Here is a 21,378-nt window from a genome sequence, read left to right on the forward strand (position 1 = left end):
TTATTTCGTAAAACGTGCGGCGCTCGGCGCCAGATCCGTTTGTTCCGGCTTCGGCATCATGAGCCGCTTTTCTTTCTGGACCAGCGATCTTCCTTTGCCGGTGACGATTTTCCCTGCCGAAGCCAGCAGCATGATCGCGCCGACGCAGGCCATGATCGTAAACAGGTTATGGTACGCGCCCAAAATGGCCGCCTTTTTCGTTTGCACGATCAGCTCATACGAGGCCATGCTCTGAGCTTTGGCGGCCGGAAGCCCTTCATTCATGAAGCTGCGGGTCCATCCGGCGATTTCCGCCCTGGCCTCCCCGCCGAACAAGCCGAGACGGCCGCGGATTTCTTCATAATTGACGGCGTTTTGCCGCGTCAAATACCATCCGAGCAGCGGCGTGGCGATTGCCCCCGCAAAATTGCGGATCGAATGCAAGGTAACCGATCGCATCGAAGCCTGGTGGATATCGCCCGCAAGCGCCGTCCCCAGCGCCCCGCCGACAAGCACCATGCTGACGCCGGCGCCGAGCAGCGCGATTTGGAAATACAGCGTCTGCAAGGAAACGTCCGGACCCATCGCGCGCCACTGCAGGCTGACGTAAATGACGGCAAGCGAGCCGGCAAAACCGAGAATCCCCGCCCCCAAACGGTCAAACAGCCACGTTTTCAGCATGGCGGTCACGACGATGCCGACGAAAAACCAAACGTAAAAATGAACGAGATACCGGTACGGCAGGTTCAGGTTGTTCCGCAAAAAGCCGTTGATTCCCGCGATGGCCAATATGAGGCAGACATGCGAGGCGATCGCCATGACCGTTCCCGAGACCGGTTTTGGCGCCTTCAGCGTTCGGAACGGAACAAGCGGCGCCGGGGATTTGAGATCCATGATGATAAACAGAACCAGAAGTATGCCTGCGACGGCCAAAAACGGCCAAACGTACAGCGAGGCAAAGCCTTTGTCCACCAAATTGCACAGCGGCACCGTCAGCGAAAGCATCAGCGCCACGAGCAGGAACAGGTTGACCCTGCTTCCCGGCCGCGCCTCGCCGGCGGCCTCTTTGCCGTGCGGCAAGCCGATAAAGCCGACGAGCAAGCACAAGGCCGCGGAAACGATGTTCAGCAAGAACAGCCAGCGCCATGCGCCCACGCTCAGCGATACGGAGCCGAAGATGGCCCCGACGGCGCTTGCCCCGAACAAACCGGTGATGACCATCAGCAGGAAATAGTTGCGGATTTTATTGGGAAACGATTTTAAGCTGACGGGCAAAATGGTCAGAAACAAACATCCCGCGCTTAACCCCTGAATGGTTCTCCCGATCGTTAAGGAAACCGAATCCCCCGCGAACGCGTTGATCACGGAACCGACGAAAAATATCGCGACGAACAGGAGATAATTGCTCCGCAGCCCCCATTTCCGGGTGAATGCCGGGCCCAAAGGGACGCCTAAGGCAAAGGCGATGTTGGACAGAGTGGAGGGAAGCAACAGATCGTTCGAACCCAGATCGAGCCCGTTCTGAATGATGGCCTGGTTCATAATGTAAGACAAATTGATAAAATACTGCGGACCGATCGCAAAGATCGTCAAAATCGAAATGATCAAATACGGCGGCAGCGGTATGTTGACCGATTCCGAGATGGCCGCTAGACGGCCCGACGTCGTTTTCATCGGACTCCTCCTTTCTTGTTGGGATCCGCGGGAAATGATCCGCTGTCTCAGCGATTTCTTTCGGAAATGATTACATATTGCAAACAGCAAGTTGTATTATACAATATGTAATTTTGAACATGCAATAGCCAATTTTTGTTTGGAAAAGGAAAAACCGCCCGAAGGCGGCATATCTCGTTTGTTGATGAGCTATAAGTTCTGTTTCCCGTGAAATTCCGTCATGAGTTCATGGATCAATTGCGCTGCCGGAATCGCCCGGGCCATCCGGTACCCCTGACCGGCCCACAGCGACATGTAGTCGGCTTGACCGCGCGCGGCGGCTTCTTTTCGGAGGCGCTGCGTCAGATGATGCACTTGGGGATATGCGGCCGGGGCCTCCGCGTCATAGGTTTCCATGAACCTGTTCACGAGCCCCCTCGCCCTTCTGCCCGTAAATGCACGCGTGATGCGGGTAGCGGTAAATTCGGGATCGGTTAACGCTTTCCGGTAAGCGGCGTTCGTTCCGCTTTCGGGGCACAACAAAAACGCCGTCCCCAATTGGGCCGCGTCCGCGCCGGCAGCAAGCGCCGCCCTTACGCCCGCTCCGTCCATGATGCCTCCGGCCGCGATGACCGGTTTGTCCGTCAACGTTCGGACGAGCCGGATCAAAACCAGCAGCCCAATATCCTCCCGCAGGTCCGGATCGTTCGAAAAAGTCCCCCGATGGCCCCCGGCTTCGGCCCCTTGGAGGCATAACACATCCGCTCCGGCATCAAGAGCCAACGCCGCTTCCGCCGGATTCGTAACGGTGACTGCCACCTCGATGCCCTTCTCCTGAAGCGTTTGCACAGTTTCTTTGGCAGGGCACCCGAACGTAAAGCTGACGACCGGCACCCGTTCGGCTTGCACCAAGGCGATTTTGCGGGCGTAATCATCGTCGTCGAAGTCCGGGGCTCCAAGGGATACGTTCAGCGTTTCCGCTTCTTTCAGAAGCTTTGCCCGATACGCTTCCAGGGCTTGGGGATCCGCGGTATCCGGACCGGGCACGAACAGGTTGACGCCGAAGCCCGCCGCGGTTCGCCCGCGAAGCTCCCTGATTTCTTTTTCAAGCTCTTCGCTCGTCTTGTAACCTCCGGCCAAAAAACCGAGTCCGCCGGCTTCCGACACCGCCGCAGCCAATGCGGGGGTCGACACGCCGCCTGCCATCGGAGCTTGTACGATCGGATATTTTAGCGCTTTCAACATATCTTCCGCCTCCTTTAGCCAAATACCGCCATATTCATATGGCCCTTATTTGTTCCATGCTTTGAAATCCCGGTTCAGCCGGGTCAAATGATCCCGCAGCTGCTCAAGCTCGGCCGGAGACCAGCCGGAAAGCATGTCGGCATAGGCCGCGTAACGCGCTTGTTGAACCTTGCGGAGAATGTCCCGTCCTTCGGGCGTGATTTCCACCAAACTGATCCTGCCGTTGTTCGAATCCGGATAACGCCGGATATAACCTTTCCCCTCAAGCGCAGCCACCTGGCGGCTCGCCGTGGACAAATTCAGCAGCAGCTGGTCGGCCAGCGCGTTAATGGCCAGCGGGCTGAATTTTTCCAGCTCGCTAAGCAAAAGATATTCAGAGCGGTCAAGACTTCCAAGCTTGGGGCTGTGTGCCGTCGTAAGCCTCACCAGCAAAGCGATTTCGTATTCGATCAAATGAATCGGAGCATCCATTTTCCGTCATCCGCCTCCTTATACTGCCCGGTTTCCATGCCAAAAAGCGTCAGAACCAGTATAACATACAGGCGGACGGGTGCCGAAATCAGCCGGTGGTCCCGGGAGCCGGGCCGCCTCCGATCAGATGGGCCGACACGGGTTTTCTTCCGAATTCCCGCGACCATACCGACAGCTGGCCGACAAGCCGGCCAGGACAGCCTGCATTCTTCCTTAGATGCGGGGATACTCGGAAAAACATCCCCCTATCGGCAGGATCAGCGGGAACCGCGTCGCCCCCAGGGAGTTTGATGATACCGATTGTTTCCGGATATTTCGTTTTAGCCGGCATTTCGTGTACAATTTAAGAGAGAGAGGTGTTGCGATATGTCCAATGAAAATGAAGAAATCATTTTGACTCCCGAAGGGCTGGAAGAACTGAAGGCCGAGCTGGAGGAGTTAAAAACCGTAAAACGCAAAGAGCTTGCGGAACGTCTGAAGGTAGCGATCAGTTACGGCGACCTGAAGGAAAACAGCGAATACCATTCCGCTAAAAACGACCAGTCGTTCATGGAAACCCGGATCATCATGCTGGAGAAAATGCTGACCAAAGCCCGGGTCGTCAAAAGCACCGATGCTTCGATCGTCAGCGTGGGCGCCTACGTCAAGCTGAACGACCGGGAATTCAACGAAGTCGTGGAATACCGGATCGTCAGTCCGGCGGAAGCCGACGTGCAAAGCAACAAAATCTCCTACGAAAGCCCGCTCGGCAAAGAGCTGATCGGCAAGTCCGTCGGCGACGTCATCAGCGTGACGGCGCCGATGGGAGTCATCCAGTACGAAGTCCTGGATATCCGCGCCAAATCATAACGGCATCGGTAACGGGATGCCTGAAACCGTGAAACGAACGCCAAGAACCCTGTTGCTTCCAGCTGAAGGAAACAGGGTTCTTTTTTGCGCTTCAGGGCCGGATTCCGGGTGTCACGCGTTCGTTCGCGGGTCGGCCGATCCTATTTTTTTCATCGCGTCCCATAATGGCTTGATCTTCAAAGGGAAGGGCACATGGGCAAAGATCCAGGCTTCTTCCCGCAGCATCAAATCAACCATGAACCTGCAAGCTTGTTTATGATGTTCCGGCGTCATGTGGGCATAGATCCGTTTGACCGCGGCCAACGGTTCTTCGGGCAAGGAGCGTTCCATATCCTTCATGCCAAGCTGCGCCCGCTCCGGCTTGTATTTATGCAATAACGCTTTGGAGAGATTCGTCATCGCGTTGTGAAGCGTTTGAATGCTCCACAGATCGTTTCCTCTGCGGGAGGCGGCGTGATATTGATACAAAAACCATACCGCGTCGTCGACGGCATCCTGAAACTCCGCCGGCTCCAAAGCCAGGTTTTGCTTGGCGGCCAATGGAGCCAGCCTTCCGTCCGGGTCATGCAGCACCTTGATAAAATCTTTGGCGACGTAGTTTTCTTCCGTCACGGTGAACAGGTCGAGATGAACCAGGTTTTCGTATACGGCCAATATTTGCGGCGCAACGATAAAGATTTCGTCATAAAACAGCAGTTCTTTGTACGCCCTTATATGCCGCATGCGGTTCGGAAGAAACAAATCCAGATCCTCCGCATTCACAAGACAATACAAATCGATATCGGAAAATTCGTCATGTTCGTTTCTGCCCATCGAACCTTTTAAAAATATCGCCTGCACGTATTCTTCTTTCGTCAAACTGGAGACGACCGTATCGACGGCTTCTTCGAGGATCACCGAATCCCCCTCCTTCATTGGATCGACCTGCCGGTCGCCGGATGCTGCCGTTAAGGCAGCCATTGCGGTCATCCGCGGACGTGCGAAAGCACGGCGGCCGGAGTTCGCCCGACGATCAGCCGTTCGCCGTCCGAGTATCCCTCTTCGCGATCCTTCAGCTCCTGAACCAACACCGATCGCCAGTGCCGGATCCGTTCCCGGCAGGACTCGTCGCGGATGGCGTTATGCAGCTCCTGCGGATCTTCGCCGAGCAGGAAAAACTGTTCCTCGCCGGTTTGGGAGAACCAGACATATTTTTCCTTGCCGTCCGTAACCCAATGATTGGACTGGCTGCCTTGCGAATGTTCTCCGTGCAGGTAGGAACGCCAAGCAACGCCTTGACGTTCGGCAGCCCGTGAAGCCAGCTGTAGCACGCTGCCCCCCTCCACCGAATCGGGGATCGGCACGCCTGCGGCATCCAGCAACGTCGGCATAATGTCCCGCATTTCCACGACCTCCTTCACCACTTTGCCCCTTTGAAGGCCCAGGCGGTTTCCCGGATCATTGACGATAAACGGCACCCGCGCGCTTCCTTCATAAGGCAGCGACTTGCGGAACAGATGATGGTCGCCCATCAGTTCCCCATGATCCGAGGTAAACAAAATGACCGTGTCGTTCATCTCGCCGTATTCCGCCAGCGCCTGCATAAAGCGGCCGATTTGATGATCGATATGCGTGATGAGCGCGTAATAGGCGGCCGTCGCTTTTTTGAGCCGGCGTTTCGGGACGATGCCTCGGCTTGTCGTCGGATTGTACCCTTCCAAACCGGGATCGGACGTCATCGCCCAATCGCCGACCGGCGGATCGGGGATTTCCGCGTCTTCGTACAAATCGAGATACGCCTGCGGCGGATCCAGCGGCGAATGGGGCCGGACGAAAGACATCCACAAGAAAAACGGCTTGCCCGGGTCGCGGCGGCGCAGGAAATCGATCGATTCGGTGACGACCCAATTCGTCGGGTGGAGCTTTTCCGGAAGATGCCACGGGCGTGCCACCGCCGAGGCGTTGCAGTCCAATCCGGAATCGATCAGGTCCGCGCCGGGTTCCTGCCGGCGCAGCCAATGCAAGTAATCGTCCACTTCGTCGTAATGTTCGGAGACCGGAATGCTGTACTTATTCCGGTTATGATGCAGATACCCGTCGTGCAGCACGACATGGTGAAAACCCATCAGGTTTCTGGCCGGGTATACGTGCATTTTGCCGACGCATTGCGTGTGGTATCCGGCCTTCGCAAATTCCTCCGGCATCGTGCGGTCGTAACGCCACGGCACGCGGTCTTGATACCCGACGCGCCCGTGGCCCGTCTGGGACTTCCCGGTAAAAATCGCCGCCCGCGCCGGGATGCAGGACGGCGTCGCGGAGTAGGCGCGGTCGAAACGCACGCCGGTGCGGGCCAGCTCATCCAAATTCGGCGTCTCCACCACGGGATGGCCTGCGATGCTCAGGCAATCGTAACGCATTTGGTCCACGGTAATCAGCAAAACATTCGGTTTGTTCCGATTCAAGGACGTTCCCCTCCCCAGGAGATGAATTCAAAAACATGGTTTCGAAATTATTTCCATTTAACCTCCATTTTGATCGAAAGTAAATGGATTTTCCTTCGTTATCTTGATTTCGATCCCGGTTTGTTCCTCTTTTCCAGCAAATAAGGGCCTTTCTTTATTCCAAAAAGAATTAAAGTACGATATACTGGAAGCGAACACCTCAGGAAGTCAAGGAAAGAAGGAAGCAAAAATCATGGAAGCCAACCGAGAACGCAAGCTTCGCTTATGCGGAAAGCTTTTTGTTTCTTTTTTGAAAATCGGACCCACCACCTTTGGCGGCGGCTACGCCATCCTTCCCGTCATCGATAAGGAAGTCACGGAACGCCGCGGATGGCTGGGCTCCAAGGAAATGAGCGAGATGACCGCGCTTTCCGGCGCGGCTCCCGGGGGCATCGGAGTCAACGTCGCCGCGCTGGTCGGCTACCGCGTGGCCGGCATTCCCGGCCTCCTTGCCGCCGTTGCCGGCATTTCCCTGCCGACGATCCTTATCATGCTCGTCTTATGCGCAGCTGCGGCGGGCTTCAGCCATAACCGTTACGTGCAGGCCGCGCTGCACGGCATCAAACCCACCGTCGTCGCCTTGATCATCTACGCGGCGGTCCGGATGCGCAAACAGGCGCTGAACCATCCTTTGGCATGGGGCGTCGCCGCCGCCTGCCTCGTCCTGCTGCTCTTTTTTCCGATTCCGCCCCTTTTCGTCCTGGCGGTCGGCGTCGTGATCGGCATCGTTGCCAAGGCAGCGTCCCCCGTGGGGGATCCGCAAAAAGCCTCCCCCGAGAACAAGGGCGACCATCCTCCCATGTAAATTCCGTGAGGATCGCGTCGGGCCGGGCCCATATGGACCATGAATATTCAATTTTTATATTTCGGATTAAACGGCAGCTTCCGGAACGTCCGGAAGTCCGAGAATAGATACCCGCTTGGGGAGAAGAGGAAGAAATCATGCTGCTGGAGTTATTATGGACTTTTTTCAAAATTGGATTTATGTCTTTCGGCGGAGGGTACGCCATGCTTCCGGTCATCGAACACGCCGCGCTGAAGGAAGGCTGGATGACGGCGGAGCAATATACGGAAGCGATCGCCATTGCCGGCATGGCGCCGGGGCCGGTGGCCATGAACAGCGCCGTCTATGTCGGTTATGCCGCGGGCGGATGGATCGGCAGCCTGGTCGCTTCGCTGGGCATCGTGCTGCCTTCCGTCATCGTCATGTTCCTGGTTGCTACCGTTTTTTACCGTGTGTATGATAATCAGTGGATACAGGCGGCGCTGAACGGCATGAAGCCGGCCGTGATCGCCTTGATTGCATACGCCGCTTACACGATGACGATCCACTCCAGTTTTATTACCGGATTTTCCTTCAGCACGTTTGCCAGCATCGCCATTTTTATCGCTGCCCTGACCGCCATGATTCGTTTCCGCGTGCATCCGCTGGCCATGATTATCGTTTCAGGGATTGTGGGGATTGTGATTTATGCCTAATATGCCTAATGAAAAGAACCAACGAATCGATGCGCAAAGCCGCATCCCGTCGCCCAAGGCGAAGGAGCTGTTCCAGGACATCCGCCGGATGCAAGAGATCGCCAAAAACGATTTGCTCGCCGCAAGCGGGCTTACGGTCAGCACCTTAACGCGCGTACTGGATGAGCTCGTCTCCATCGGGGTCATCACCGAAAGCGGTCTTGGAGCCTCCACCGGCGGACGGCGCCCGATTCTTTATCGGGTGAACGCCAGCTACGGTTATGCCTTCGGGCTCGACATATCCCGGGTGTCCTCCCGGCTTGTGCTGCTTGATCTAGCAGGCAACAAAATCGATGCCATAGAATGGCGCATGACCGAAGAAACCACGCCCTTGGCCCTTCTGCAGCAGGTGTCCGGGCAAGCCGGCGAATGGATGGACAAACACCGGATCGCCCGGGAGCGGATCATCGGGATGGGCATCGGCGCCGTCGGGCCGCTGAGCAGGGAGGACGGCATCATCGAAGAACCCGAATGGTTTGCCGCTCCCGGCTGGAACCATGTGCCGATCGTGAAGCTGCTGGAGGAACGGCTCGGCTGTCCCGTCATGCTGGATAACGGCGCCAATACGGCGCTCATCGCGGAATCCTGGGCGAACCGCACCAAAAATTTCCGCCACATGTTATACGTCCATGCCGGCACGGGCCTTCGCCTCGGCATGATGACGGACAACAAGCTCATCCACGGCGCCGTCGATATGGAGGGTTCCTTCGGCCAAATGATCATCCAGGCGGACGGCCACCCCTACCGCACGCCGCAGGGCAATTACGGGGCGCTTGATTCGTATGCGTCGGTCTATGCCATTGAACGCGAAGTGAACTCAAGGCTGCGCCTCGGCCGCGGCAGCGTTTTGCGGCAATGGCTGCCGCCGGGGGAGCCGGCCAAATATCCGGACATTATGGAGGCGCTGAAGCAAATGGACCCGATGGTGACCGAAATCGTGACGCAAGCGGCGGCGTATTTCGGCGTCGGCCTTGCGAATCTGCTGAACATTTTGAATCCGGAAAAGGTTATTTTGGGCGGCCCGCTCATGACCGAATCGAATCTGTTTTTTTATACGGCCACCCAAACGGCCATCCGCAAAACCTACCATTATCCGAAATACCAGGTGATTTTCAGCAGAGGCACGTACGGCGACGAAGCCATCGCCATCGGAGCCGCGTTAATGATGCTGAGCCAGTTGACCGTCTAATCGGTTTGAACCTTCCACCCAGAGAGGAGTTTTCGCCATGTCAGCCGCATCCACGTTTGGAATGCCCGACAAACCTGACCACGAACCGCATCAAGACCGCAACGTTTCTCCCTGCTGCGCGGCAAAAAGGAAGGCCGTCGCCGGATCGGCCGGCTGCGGCACCCCTGCCATGGAGTCGGCACGAATACCAGCCGAAGCCCAAACCGCCGCGGCAGCGGCTCCCGCAAGCGAATCGCAGGCACCCGGAGCTTTGCGCCCGGATCCCTCTTCATGGCCCGTCATTCCGGAGGGCGAATATTGGCTTGGCACCGATGATCAGGAAGGGTTCCCTTCCGATGCCGAAGGGCCGGCCAGACGGGTGCGCGTCCAATCGTTCCGCATGTCGCCCTACGCCGTAACGAATGCCGATTTTGCGGCGTTCGTCGACAGCACGGGGTATGTGACGGAAGCGGAACAATTCGGCTGGTCGTACGTGTTTCACCTGCTGCTGCCCGAACCCGGGAAGGTCGCCATCGTCGGGTCGCCTCAGCAAACGCCGTGGTGGCACGGGGTTGAAGGCGCCTGCTGGAGAGCGCCCGAAGGGCCGGGAAGCAGCATTGCCGATCGGCTGAACCATCCGGTCGTGCACGTCTCATGGAACGATGCCCAGGCCTACTGCCGATGGGCCGGCGTACGCCTGCCGACCGAAGTCGAATGGGAGGCGGCGGCCCGCGGAGGGCTCGAAGGCAAACGTTACCCGTGGGGCGACGTCCTCCGTCCCAACGGGGAGCACCGGTGCAACATTTGGCAGGGCGTATTTCCGACGAAAAACCATGCCAGCGACGGATATCTCGCCACCGCCCCGGTTGACGCTTATGAACCGAACGGGTACGGCCTCTATAACGTTTCGGGCAACGTCTGGGAATGGTGCGCCGACTGGTTTACGCGCGATCCCGGGCAGCGCGGCTCGACGGAGCGCCCGGCAGGACCCGTCGAGGGCGAAGCGCGCGTGCTTAAGGGCGGCTCTTACCTTTGCCATCATTCCTACTGCAACCGTTACCGCGTGGCGGCCCGAAGCGGCAATACCCCGGACAGCTCGACGGGCAATACCGGTTTTCGCGTCGCGGCGGATCTTTAGATTTTTAACGTGATGTCGATGTCGGCTAGCCTGAGAACTTATACATTCGAACCTCTTCAAAAAACCCCGTCCTCCCCGGAATGGCATGAACGATTCGGGAGTGCGGGGCTTTTTCGAGTTTATTTTAATGAAATACCTTTTTAACAAAATCAATCAGTTTGGACTTTAGTGCGTCACCCTGCTCCCCCCTATGAAACATATCGGTTCCATGATAACCGCTCGGATCCACGATGAGCTCTTAATTCAAAGTGATAATAGAGCTCTGTTGTACATTGAGGCCTGTTTGCTGATTTGTGTTTCGTCGTTTGCTGCTTCGCCCTTCGGATGGCCCGCTCCTCCAGGCTGGAACGAGGCGGCGCTGAAAATCGAGGCCCCTTTCAGACGCCCTCTTCTTGCCTTATAATTGGCGCTGCCGTTGAAGACGGTATTGCCCGGGCGTGATTCCCATACGCTCGCGGAACAGCCTGCCGAAAAAGCTGGCGTTCGGGATGCCGACCCTTTCGGCGATTTCCTGCACGGACAAGCTGGTCTGCGCCAGCATCGTGACCGCATGGGAAATCCGAAGATGGTGCACGTATTGAAGCGGCGTCATGCCCGAATATTTTTTCATGCAGCGCGTAATATAGTCGAATTGAAAATGGAGCGCGTCCTCCATGCTTTTGGAATGGAACGGCTCGCTCCAATGGTTTTGCAAATACAGGACCGCTTCCTTCGCCAGCTCGGACGAACGCGGGGCGGGCCTCGCTTTCGCTTCCGTTTGCAGCGTGCCCAGCAGCTCGCCGAACAACGTCTGCAGCTGCAGCGCCTCCTCCACGGACAGCTGCGCATTCAGCTTGACCATGCGGTTTAAGGCCGGCAGCAGTTTGGCGAAGGGCACGTCGCCATGCTTCGGAAGGTACATTGTCTGATCGGATGGCTTCGTATCGCTGTCGCGCCCCTGCGGAAGGACGGCAGACCACGGAATGTCCTTTGCGTCCAGCCTTCTGAGCGCCGCGGCATGCTTGAAATGCACCCAGTAGACCTCCGTTTCTTCCGTGCACGGGGCGCTGCCCGCATGGGTTTTCCCCGGTTCCAGCACCAGCAATTGCCCGCCCCGGATTACGTATTCCTCCCGATCCTCCCGCATATACATGGCGCCGCTTTTGACGAAGATGACGTCATACACGTCAAATGACCTTTCAAAATGGCAGTTCCCCGGCAACCACATCGCATGTCCGACGGTCACCAGCGACGGCAGCGGCGGGATCGCAAGCTCCAGGCATTTCAACGGGCTCCCCTCCCTTGTTCAAATCGATATCGTTTTAAACCCAATAAAACCGGTACTTCTGAAAACGGATCCATTATGTTCTATATTAACATCCCCCATCACTCCGGTCATGGTGCGAAGGTCGATATCGTGCGATATGAAGTCGCTATTTTGCGTAGTTCGCCGGCTGCGTTTCCGTTACCTTTAGGAAAAGAAATCCCTTTCCAAACCAAAGGAGGACATTCACGATGCGTTTTCGCCAGGTACACCTCGATTTTCATACGTCGGAAGCGATCGACCGTATTGGCAGCAGGTTCGAAAAAGAACAGTTCCAACAGATGCTGAAGCTTGGGCATGTAGATTCCATCACCGTCTTTTCCAAATGCCATCACGGATGGGCCTATCACCCGTCCGAAGCCAACCGCATCCATCCGGGGCTTACTTTTGACCTTCTCGGGGCAATGATCGAGGCGGCCCATGACATCGACGTTAAAACGCCCGTCTACTTATCCGCCGGATTCGACGAGAGGCTGGCCGTCAGCCATCCCGAGTGGTGGGTGCGCCCGCGTTACGGCGGCAGCGAGGATTTGTTCAGGCCCGGATATCACCTGCTGTGCCTGAATACCCCGTATCTCGACATTCTGCTGTCGCAAATCGCCGAGGTCGTTAGAAACTACGAGGCCGACGGCATCTTTTTGGACATCGTCGGCGTGAGGGAATGCTATTGCGCGAGCTGCGTCGCCGAAGCAAGGGCCGAGGGGCTCGACCCGCGCGACGCGGAAGGCATGAAACCGTTATGGGAGCGAACCTACGCCAACTACACCCGGCGCGTCCGGGAAACGGTGGATGCCCACAACCCCGGCCTGCCGGTGTTCCACAACGGCGGCCATATCCGGCGCGGCCGCCGCGATCTGGCCGGGATGAACACGCACCTGGAGCTGGAGTCGCTCCCTACCGGCGGCTGGGGCTACGACCATTTTCCGCTGTCGGCGCGTTACGTGCAGCCGCTCGGGACGCCTTTCCTCGGCATGACCGGAAAGTTCCACACCACCTGGGGGGAATTCGGGGGGTACAAACATCCGAACGCGCTCCGCTACGAGACGGCGCTCAGCCTTGCCCATGGGGCGGCCTGCTCGATCGGCGACCAGCTTCATCCCCTGGGACGGATGGACGAAGCGACCTACGGGCTTATCGGCAGCGCTTACGCGGAGGTAAAGGCGAAAGAAGAATGGTGCCGCGATGCGGCGAATGTCGCCGACGTGGCCCTGCTTTCCGTCGAAGCCGCCGGCTCGCATGCAGCGGACGGCGGGCATGACAGCTTTACCGGCCAAGCCGATGCAGGGGCTGTCCGCATGCTGACCGAAGGCCATATCCTGTTTGACGTGGTGGACCTTGAAAGCGATTTTGACGCCTATCAAGTGGTCATTTTGCCCGACCGGATCCGCATCGACGAACCTCTGCATGCCAAGCTGTCGGCCTATCTCGCCCAGGGCGGACGCCTGCTGGCGACGGGAGAATCGGGACTGTGGGCGGACCGGGACGGTTTTGCGCTGGATTTGGGCATTCGGCATGCCGGAGCGAATCCCTACCGTCCGGATTATTACCGCCCGCTCCACCCGCTCGCAAGCCTGGGCGAGGCGGCGTTTGTCTTCTATTCGGAAGGCCAGCGCATCGAACTGACCGAGACCGGCACGGAGCTCGGACGGAGGGAAGACCCGTATTTCAACCGGGACGCGTTCGCCTTCTGCTCCCATCAGCATACGCCAAGCAGCGGCAGGGACGGCGGTCCGGGCATGGTCGAAAGCCGCAATGGCATCTATATCGCCTGGAACGTCTTCGAAGATTATGCCGTGAAAGGGAGCCTTGTGCTGAAAGAAACGGTGTTGTACGCGCTGAGCCGCCTGCTGCCGGAGCCTACGCTGCGCACTACCTTGAAGGCCCAAGGCACCGTCACCCTGCAGAAGCAGGCGTCGAAATCCCGATACGTGCAGCATGCGCTGTACGCCTCGCCGGTAAGGCGGGGGAAAGGCGTCGAAGTGATCGAGGACATCCTGCCGGTCTATCACGTATCCATGGAGCTCCGCATTCCCGAAGCCGTCAACGCCGTATACATGGCTCCGCAAAGGAAGCCGCTCGATTTTAAGCAAGACGGCGAGAAATTAACGTACGTCATCCCTGAGCTGGAATGCCACCAGATGGTCGTGCTGGAATACGGGGAACCGGAGTAACGGCGGCACGACCCGTCCATGTTTGCTTCTGTTCGCTGCAAGGATCGGGCCGTCCGAAAGCAAAAAAGCCGTCCCTGCCGGTCATGTCGGCCTTGGGACGGCTTTCCTGTTATCGATCGGGTTCGCGGGGGCGAGAAACGTCCTTCGCTTTCAGCGGATACGATCGTATCGCTGTTTGGCTTGTCCATGCCCATGCATGCCCCGCGGCTTACTTCCGCCCGAAATCCGCCTTGATTTCGCCCCATTTCTCCGTGTTCCACTTTAAAACTTTGTTTTCGTAGGTGTTGTTTTCAAGCCACTGCACCGCACGGTCGGTGAGCTCCCAAATTTTGCGCGTGGACTCGTTCCTGGCGAGCGTCGTTGCGGGCTTTTTCTTGCGAACCCAGGCCAAAGCGGTTTGGGAATCGGTGTACACCGTTTTGCTGCTGCCCAGCTTCTTCAGGTAAGCCAATGCATGCACGATGGCGATAAACTCCCCCAAATTGTTCGTGCCGTTTTCGATCGGCCCGACGTAGAACAAAATTTCCCCCGTTCTCGTATCGACGCCTTTGTATTCGACCGGGCCGGGATTGCCGCGGGTGCCCACGTCCACCGAAATGCTGTCGTACACGATCTCTTTTTCGCCGGCAGGCGAAGGTTTACCGGCTCCGGCTTTCCCGCCTCCGGCCGTTTTGGAGGACGTGGACTTGCCTTGCCCCCAGTTGCCTTTCCATCCGTCTTTGAATGCGGCCTCCGCTTCCGCGCGGGATTCGTACGATTTATATTTGGCGTCCGGATAGCCGTTTACCTGGGCCTGACACTCCGCCCAAGTGGCGTAAACCCCCGGCTTTTTCCCTTCCCAAACGACGTAAAACTTCGATTTCGCCATATGCGTAAAAACTCCTTAAGTAAAAAATAAGCTGCAGCCCAAACCTTAAACCCCGCTCAAGCCTTCTTGCTCAAAAGCGGCAATCGCCCCGCGGACAACATCCGGAATCGGCGTGCTTTTGCCGCTCCCCGTATCAATCAGCACGATCGCTCCGCGTCCCGCCGCCTTGAGCCGGTCGTTCGCCACCACCGCATACTCCACGTCCAGGGACGATCTTCCCATCGAAGCAACCCGCACATGAAGCTGAACCTTGTCGCTCCGGTACATTTGCTCCAGGTATTGGCATTCGAGATCGGCGACGACGGCAACCTTTTCCGTGCCGAACATCGAATCGAACAAGCCCAAATTTTCGAAATATTCGATGCGCCCCTGCTCGAAATACATAAAATAGCTCACATTGTTGACATGTCCCAGCATGTCGGTTTCGCAGTAGCGCACCTTGATCGGAATCGAAAAACGAAACTTTTGAAGCCAGCCGGCCGGATCGGGTTTGATAAAGCTTTCTTTGCGCATCGTTTATCCCCTCTCTTCTTCAAAAAAGAACAGTTTGAACAAAAAACGAGCCGCGGCCCGTTTTCAAGCACTTTCAAATCCGCCGTTTTTCCTTCCCAGTTTCAGCTTTGCCTGAACTCGCCCGGCGTCATGCCGGCGAATTTCCGGAATGCCCTGTGGAACTGGCTCGTGCAGGAAAAGCCGAGGCTGCAGCTGATGTCCGCCACCGAATCGCCGGAGCTTTTGAGCAGCTGCTTGGCTTTGTCCACCCTCAGCATCAGCAGATACTGGTACGGGGTAACGCCCGTGCATTCGCGAAAATTCCGGATGAAATGAAACCGGCTTTGCTTGGCGACGGCGGCCAGGTCATCGACCGAAACAGCCTCCGCATAATAAGCGTGCATATATTCGAGCACCTGATGGATATGCACATCGCGAACCTTGCTTTCAAGCCCGCGTTCCGGGATGGAGCCGTTCAGCGTTGCCCGCAAATAATGGAGCACCCGGATTTCCGTCTCCTGCGCCGCAAGCGGGTCCGGCGCATCGCCGAACATCAGCTCCGACGTCCAATGCCGGAACAGGCGGGACAGCTCCCCCGGATCCATCCGCTGACGGACCGCAAATTCCGGCAGACTGCCGGAAGCCTGCTCGAGCCCCAGCGCATCCTCGCGGATTTTGATGATGATCACGCTGGAATCCGCATCAAGCCGCAAAAAATGCTCCGTTCCCGGATGCTGGATCAATCCCTCGCCCCCGTTCAGCCGGTAAGGCTTATTTTCCATCATAACATGGCATACGCCTTGAACCGGAACGGTCACCTGATACCAATGCCCGTGGCGGTGGGACCGGTTCGAAAACCGGTCGGCGCCCTTAAAAAGCTCCATCCGTTCTGTTCGAATACTCATCTCCATCATCGCTTCACCTGTTGACATTATAGCAAAAAAAGCTTTCAAGGCCAGCAATTATCGCGGCGACAACGCCTCCATAACCCGGGTAAGATGAAGGGAAATCCGTTAATGCCGGCCGCTTCCCGCCTTTGCCGGGCCGGGCGGCGGTATTGACAGCGCGCGGATTTGTTTTAACATGTGGAGAACGACATTTCTAATCAGGACTGGAGAGAGGAGATACGAACATGATCATCGATATTCAAAACATTACTTGGAGAAGCGGGCAGCATACGCTCATGAAGGATGTCAGCTGGCAGGTTAAACCGGGGGAGCATTGGGCGCTGCTTGGCCTGAACGGTTCGGGAAAAACGACGCTGCTTAATATCGTCAACGGCTATATCTGGCCTTCGGAGGGCTCGGTGCGCGTCCTTGGCCATCTGTTCGGCGAAGTCGACCTGCGCGAATTGCGCAAATCGATCGGCTGGGTCAGCAATTCGTTCCAAGAGCGGCTGTACGCTTCGGACCGCACGCAGCATATCGTGATCAGCGGCAAACACGCCACGATCGGCCTGTACGATAAAACGAGCGACGAAGATTTCGAGCGGGCCCGCGAACTGATGGAGACGCTTAGCTGCGGGCATTTGTGGGACCGCGAATACCGGACCTGCTCCCAGGGCGAAAAGCAGAAGCTCCTCATCGCCCGCGCGCTGATGGCGGACCCCCGCATTTTGATTTTGGATGAGCCTTGCAACGGGCTGGATATTTTTTCGCGGGAGCGCCTGCTCGAGAGCATTGCGGAGCTCGTGCGCCAGCCGAACGCCCCGACCTTGATTTATGTCACGCATCATACGGAGGAGATTTTGCCTGCCTTCAGCCATGTGCTGCTCATGAGACGCGGGGAAGCGGTCGGCAGCGGCAAAACGGAAGACATTTTGACGGCGGAAAACCTGAGCGGATTTTTCGAATCGCCCGTCGTCGTGGACAGGCATGGAGAACGCTTTTACGTACGGGTAGCGGAATAACCTCCGGCTAATATAAACAAAGTCCTATCCCCTATTCAACAAAAGCATGATTATTCCGATATTACACATGCAGGAATAGATCATACAAAAGGGGATTACAGCACATATGTTCAAAAGATCAATCGCGTTTTTGCTGCTCGCATTCGTCTGCATGATGCCTGCCGCGCTGGCATCGGCGCCGCCGCGGAACGTCGTCGTCATGGATGCGAAAACCAGCCATTCTTTTTTGCCCGTCCGTTTCCTTAACGGTTTTGACGGGAATCAGATCCTGTGGAACGACGCCGCAAAACGGCTTGAAATCACGCACGGCTCCACGAAAATAGCGATGACCCTTGGTCAAAAAACAGCTGACGTCAATGGCCGCTCCGTCTCCCTTCAGGATGCGCCGTACAGGGACAACGGGGTCGTCTACGTGCCTGCCCAGCTCGTAAGCCAAGAGCTTGGCTACAAGCTTGCCTGGCTGAAAGACAGCAATGCCGTCACCATCGCCGCAAACGGCTCGTCGGAAGTTCTGCCCGTCGTCATCCGCAATAACGGCAAAGCCGAAGCCAAGCCGGTCGTAAGCGAAAAGAAGACTTTTAAAATCGGCTCCCGTTCCATCGCCGCGCAGATGGTTACCGTCGACCTGATGAATCCCAAAGTTCATTTGGACGTGGTGCTGGCGGGCAATACGCCCGGCAAGGTCGAAGCGCTCGGCAGCATCGCCAAACGCAGCGGCGCGGCCGTCGCGATCAACGGCACCTTTTTTGACGCTTACACGAATGGCAGCTACAAAGCCCCCTACGGCTACATTTTAAGCAAAGGCGCCATTAAGATGGCAAGCCCGGGCGACAAGCGGGTCATTTTTGCTTACGACAAAAACCAGCTTCCAAGCTTGATTTCCGGCTTGTCTTTCAAGACGGCGTACGACCAAGGGCGCATCGAGGGAGGACTTCAGGCCGGCCCGCGCCTGCTGCTTAACGGCAAAGTGTCGCTGAACGTGAAGCAGGAAGGGTTCAAAGATCCGAAGATACTGACGGGCGGCGGGGCACGCAGCGCACTCGGCATTACCAAGGACCATAAATTGATTTTGCTGACGACGGGCGGGGCGACGATTCCGCAGCTCGCGGAAATCATGCGCCAAGCGGGCGCTTACCAAGCGATGAATTTGGACGGCGGCGCATCCAGCGGCCTGTACTACAACGGCAAATATTTGACGGCTCCCGGACGCCTCATCAGCAATGCCCTCGTCGTAAAAGTGCAATAATGAGAGTCTCTTAACTGAGCTCCGATACTCGACAAAAAGGCTGGCCTTGAGATTTGCAATCCCAAGTTCCAGCCTTTTTTGCTGCGAATTTTCGGGGAAAACGAAGAATCCGGCGTTTAGGATTACGGTTTGCCCAAACCCGTTTTCACCCAATCGGCGACGGTTACGGTGCGTTTTGCCTGATGCATCACGGCTTCCTTGACGTCCTCGATCATTTTTCCGTCCTGGCCGACCGTAACCGATGTGCCGTAGGGGTTGCCGCCTGCCGCAAAAAGCGATGGATCGGTATATCCCGGCGCCGCGATGATCGCTCCCCAGTGGTACATGCTCGTGTACAAGGAAAGGATCGTTTCTTCCTGGCCGCCATGCGGGTTTTGCGCCGAAGCCATGGCGCTGACGACCTTGTTTACCAGCTTGCCGTGGAACCAGAGCCCGCCGGTCAGGTCCAGAAATTGTTTCATTTGCACCGGCATGTTGCCAAAACGGGTAGGGATGCTGAAAATGATCGCGTCCGCCCATTCCAGGTCGGCCAGGCTGGCTTCCGGAATATGCTGCGTCGCTTCCAGGTTGGCTTTCCAGGCCGGATTGCAATCGATCGCCGATTGCGGCGCCGTTTCGGCCACTTTCAGCACTTTGACCTCGGAACCCGCTTGTTTTGCGCCTTCGGCAGCCCATTGCGCCAGCTGGTAGTTGGTGCCGCCGGAGCTGTAATAAATTATGGCCGTGTTTACGTTTGCCATCTCGAATTTCCCCTTTTTCGTGGAATATGGATAGGTTTTATTCTGCCAAAGAAGGAATTAAAGTATTCTCCGCCTAACGTTCACGGTTCATGTTGCCGGGGATTAACGATTCATCCATTTGCCGTTGGTGAAGTCCGGAATCGCCACCGGATGTCCTCCCAAAGCGATCGATTCTTCGGACAAAGCGGAGATGCACATCCAAGCGGCCATGTCGTACACGTCCAGCGGCGTCTCGGTCCCTTGTTTCACGCTTTCGAAAAAATCTTTGAACACAAGCCAGTCCATGCCGTCATGACCGCCTTTGACGCCTTCTTCGATATATTTTTTCCATACCGGATGCTCGTATTGTTCCCTGAATTGCTCCGCGTTGCCCCACTGGGGTTTCCATCCCATATGGAAGTCGTCATGCACGCCGTCCAAATAAATCGAATGGTTGTCCTCCATGTACATGCCTTTCGTACCGCGGACGGTGAATCCCCGGGAATAATAACGCGGCAGCGTCGTATCGAGCGTAATCGTGATCGTTTCGCCATGCGCGCATTTAATGACGGTCGTCACGATATCGCCCTGCAGGAATTCCGTTTGCATCAGCTCGGCATCATCGCTTTTTTCCTTGCGGACATACTCCTGCATGCCTTTTGCCTTGGAAGCCATCGATACCAGCGAAACCATGCGGTTCCCGTGGTTGATGTTCAGAATGCGGGCGATCGGCCCGATTTCATGCGTAGGATAGTTTTCGCAATTGCGATGGATGTAATTGTTCAAGCGGTAATGGCGGTTTTCTTTTCCAAAGGCAATTTCGCTTCGCAGATCGTGATGGTAGCCGCCGGCGCAATGTACGATGTCGCCCAGCACGCCCTGCTTCACCATGTTGAGCACCATCATTTCGTCCCGGCCGTAGCAGCAGTTTTCCATGATCATGCAGGGCACCCGGGTGCGTTCGTACGCTTCGACAAGCTTCCAGCATTCCTGGACGGAATAAGCCCCGCCTACCTCGCATGCCGCATAAATGCCGGCTTCCATCGCGGCCACCGCAATATCGATATGGTCGGCCCACGAAGCGCCGATGACGACCGCGTCGATATCGCCAAGCGCCATCACGTCCCGGTAATCCCGCGTCACGAAAGGACGTGCGCCGCCCTTTTCTGCAACCGCTTTCGCTGCGGCTTCGCCGCGGTCCTCGTATTTGTCGCAAACCGCCACGACCTCGACGTCGTCCATATGCAAAATAACGCCCGTCAATAATCCCATGCCGCGGGCACCGAGACCGATTACGCCGACTTTCACTTTGTTTTTCATCGCAGCCTCCCCAAGGATATGAATCTATGTTTTGATTATGAATCTATGATTCTTTTCACTCTGATATTCCCCCGTTTCCTATGATCTGTCAATATTCATATTTTTACCCTGTGATCATTTGATGATATTTGGTAGATGAATGATGGATGGGTATGGTATAATTTGGGACTGAGGTTCATGAACGACAACATCGTGAGAAGGATGGAGAAACACAGATGAAAAAGCTCTTATCAATTGTATTGATATTTTGCCTGCTGCTGCCAGCGTTTCGGCAAAATCGAACCCGCCTGCGGCCAAAACGTATCCCAAGCTTTATTTGGGCATGGACGCCTCCAAGCTTCCCATGAAGCTTTTGAACGGGCTCGTCGTTGACAAAGAACACGTGGACGGCTTGGGATTCCTGCCGGTCATCAAGCTGAACGGAAAAAAAGTATGGCGCGAAGCCGACGAATCCTGGATCAACACGGGCGGCGCCGTTCAATTTACCGTTGCATCCGGCGGAGACACATTTTTGCTGTATCTGTCGGGCGCTACCGGCGGAAGCATGGTCCAGGTGGTCGGGGTGCACAAGAACGGAAAGGTTTTTCTTAGAAAATCGTTTGGCGGCGTAGGCGTCAATGCGACATTTCTTTCGGCCAACACCATCCAGGTGGAAATCGAGCGGGAAAATCTAAAATGGAACCCTGACCGGGATCCGAATGCGGCAAGACATACCGGGGTTTATGACGTCACGGTGTACCAGCTGTCCGCCAAAGGGATGGCCAAACAAAAGCAATTCGTGAAAAAAACGGGTTAGAACAAGGTTAATGTTTATAACAGGATAGCAGTGGGGCAGGATAGGTTCAGAAG

General features: G+C 56.5%; 20 protein-coding genes. 9 read left to right on the top strand and 11 right to left on the bottom strand.

Translation table 11 applies throughout. From position 1 onward, the window contains the following. From NYE48_RS21950 to NYE48_RS21960, 3 genes are all read right to left on the bottom strand, one after another. Complete coding sequence (locus NYE48_RS21950; protein ID WP_340999955.1) at positions 1 to 1,653, bottom strand: MFS transporter; 1,653 nt, start codon at positions 1,651 to 1,653, stop codon at positions 1 to 3. 189 nt (positions 1,654 to 1,842) lie between these two features. Beyond that, positions 1,843 to 2,877, bottom strand: a complete 1,035-nt coding sequence (locus NYE48_RS21955) for a nitronate monooxygenase (protein WP_036712214.1) — start codon at positions 2,875 to 2,877, stop codon at positions 1,843 to 1,845. A gap of 45 nt (positions 2,878 to 2,922) precedes the next feature. Further along, entirely contained in the window at positions 2,923 to 3,348 is a 426-nt protein-coding gene (locus NYE48_RS21960; RefSeq protein WP_036712217.1) for a MarR family winged helix-turn-helix transcriptional regulator, read from the bottom strand. A gap of 366 nt (positions 3,349 to 3,714) precedes the next feature. On the opposite strand from NYE48_RS21960, the gene greA reads away from it, so the two are divergent. Beyond that, a complete protein-coding gene (gene greA, locus NYE48_RS21965) occupies positions 3,715 to 4,197 on the top strand; it encodes a transcription elongation factor GreA (protein ID WP_036712221.1) in 483 nt (160 codons plus the stop codon). A 111-nt stretch (positions 4,198 to 4,308) separates the two neighbouring features. On the opposite strand, the gene NYE48_RS21970 is transcribed toward greA, so the two are convergent. Next, complete coding sequence (locus tag NYE48_RS21970; protein ID WP_340999956.1) at positions 4,309 to 5,157, bottom strand: aminoglycoside 6-adenylyltransferase; 849 nt, start codon at positions 5,155 to 5,157, stop codon at positions 4,309 to 4,311. Positions 5,158 to 5,162: 5 nt separating this feature from the next. Beyond that, positions 5,163 to 6,638, bottom strand: a complete 1,476-nt coding sequence (locus tag NYE48_RS21975; RefSeq protein ID WP_340999957.1) for an arylsulfatase — start codon at positions 6,636 to 6,638, stop codon at positions 5,163 to 5,165. A gap of 232 nt (positions 6,639 to 6,870) precedes the next feature. Between NYE48_RS21975 and NYE48_RS21980 the strand changes: the two genes are divergently transcribed. From NYE48_RS21980 to NYE48_RS21995, 4 genes are all read left to right on the top strand, one after another. Beyond that, positions 6,871 to 7,482, top strand: a complete 612-nt coding sequence (locus tag NYE48_RS21980) for a chromate transporter (protein WP_212952083.1) — start codon at positions 6,871 to 6,873, stop codon at positions 7,480 to 7,482. Positions 7,483 to 7,619: 137 nt separating this feature from the next. Beyond that, positions 7,620 to 8,156: a chromate transporter gene (locus NYE48_RS21985; protein ID WP_340999958.1), complete on the top strand. Its 537-nt coding sequence runs from the start codon at positions 7,620 to 7,622 to the stop codon at positions 8,154 to 8,156. After that, positions 8,149 to 9,384 (top strand): ROK family protein, encoded by a 1,236-nt coding sequence (locus tag NYE48_RS21990; RefSeq protein ID WP_445324039.1) that lies wholly within the window; start codon positions 8,149 to 8,151, stop codon positions 9,382 to 9,384. Before NYE48_RS21985 ends, NYE48_RS21990 begins: the two co-directional genes overlap by 8 nt. A gap of 61 nt (positions 9,385 to 9,445) precedes the next feature. Next, positions 9,446 to 10,501 carry a formylglycine-generating enzyme family protein gene (locus NYE48_RS21995; protein ID WP_445324078.1) on the top strand — a complete coding sequence of 352 codons (1,056 nt, stop codon included), beginning with the start codon at positions 9,446 to 9,448 and terminating at the stop codon, positions 10,499 to 10,501. 397 nt (positions 10,502 to 10,898) lie between these two features. Here the strand turns inward: NYE48_RS21995 and NYE48_RS22000 are convergent, their stop codons facing one another. Next, the gene (locus NYE48_RS22000; RefSeq protein WP_340999960.1) at positions 10,899 to 11,768 is read right to left on the bottom strand and encodes an AraC family transcriptional regulator; all 870 of its coding nucleotides are present in this window, start codon (positions 11,766 to 11,768) and stop codon (positions 10,899 to 10,901) included. 227 nt (positions 11,769 to 11,995) lie between these two features. On the opposite strand from NYE48_RS22000, the gene NYE48_RS22005 reads away from it, so the two are divergent. After that, positions 11,996 to 13,975, top strand: coding sequence for a beta-galactosidase trimerization domain-containing protein (locus NYE48_RS22005; RefSeq protein ID WP_340999961.1), 1,980 nt, complete (start codon positions 11,996 to 11,998; stop codon positions 13,973 to 13,975). A gap of 208 nt (positions 13,976 to 14,183) precedes the next feature. Here the strand turns inward: NYE48_RS22005 and rnhA are convergent, their stop codons facing one another. The 3 genes from rnhA to NYE48_RS22020 all read right to left on the bottom strand — a co-directional run bounded on the left by rnhA (position 14,184) and on the right by NYE48_RS22020 (position 16,240). Then, the gene (gene rnhA / locus NYE48_RS22010) at positions 14,184 to 14,843 is read right to left on the bottom strand and encodes a ribonuclease H (protein WP_340999962.1); all 660 of its coding nucleotides are present in this window, start codon (positions 14,841 to 14,843) and stop codon (positions 14,184 to 14,186) included. 45 nt (positions 14,844 to 14,888) lie between these two features. Beyond that, the gene (locus NYE48_RS22015; protein ID WP_036712238.1) at positions 14,889 to 15,356 is read right to left on the bottom strand and encodes an acyl-CoA thioesterase; all 468 of its coding nucleotides are present in this window, start codon (positions 15,354 to 15,356) and stop codon (positions 14,889 to 14,891) included. A gap of 101 nt (positions 15,357 to 15,457) precedes the next feature. Further along, positions 15,458 to 16,240 carry an AraC family transcriptional regulator gene (locus NYE48_RS22020; protein ID WP_212952077.1) on the bottom strand — a complete coding sequence of 261 codons (783 nt, stop codon included), beginning with the start codon at positions 16,238 to 16,240 and terminating at the stop codon, positions 15,458 to 15,460. 227 nt (positions 16,241 to 16,467) lie between these two features. On the opposite strand from NYE48_RS22020, the gene NYE48_RS22025 reads away from it, so the two are divergent. Next, entirely contained in the window at positions 16,468 to 17,244 is a 777-nt protein-coding gene (locus NYE48_RS22025) for an ABC transporter ATP-binding protein (RefSeq protein WP_036712242.1), read from the top strand. Between the two features lie 106 nt (positions 17,245 to 17,350). Beyond that, positions 17,351 to 18,490, top strand: a complete 1,140-nt coding sequence (locus NYE48_RS22030) for a phosphodiester glycosidase family protein (RefSeq protein WP_339323666.1) — start codon at positions 17,351 to 17,353, stop codon at positions 18,488 to 18,490. 122 nt (positions 18,491 to 18,612) lie between these two features. Here NYE48_RS22030 and wrbA read toward each other — a convergent pair whose 3' ends face one another. Continuing rightward, entirely contained in the window at positions 18,613 to 19,230 is a 618-nt protein-coding gene (gene wrbA / locus NYE48_RS22035; protein WP_340999963.1) for an NAD(P)H:quinone oxidoreductase, read from the bottom strand. Between the two features lie 102 nt (positions 19,231 to 19,332). After that, positions 19,333 to 20,529: a Gfo/Idh/MocA family protein gene (locus tag NYE48_RS22040; protein WP_339323664.1), complete on the bottom strand. Its 1,197-nt coding sequence runs from the start codon at positions 20,527 to 20,529 to the stop codon at positions 19,333 to 19,335. A 343-nt stretch (positions 20,530 to 20,872) separates the two neighbouring features. Here NYE48_RS22040 and NYE48_RS22045 point away from each other — a divergent pair, with 343 nt between their 5' ends. Further along, on the top strand, positions 20,873 to 21,325 hold the full coding sequence (locus NYE48_RS22045; RefSeq protein ID WP_340999964.1) for a hypothetical protein: 453 nt from the start codon (positions 20,873 to 20,875) through the stop codon (positions 21,323 to 21,325). Positions 21,326 to 21,378: the final 53 nt, after the last annotated feature.

The sequence above is a fragment of the Paenibacillus sp. FSL M7-1455 genome, assembly GCF_038004655.1.
Lineage (GTDB): Bacteria > Bacillota > Bacilli > Paenibacillales > Paenibacillaceae > Paenibacillus_AQ > Paenibacillus_AQ cookii.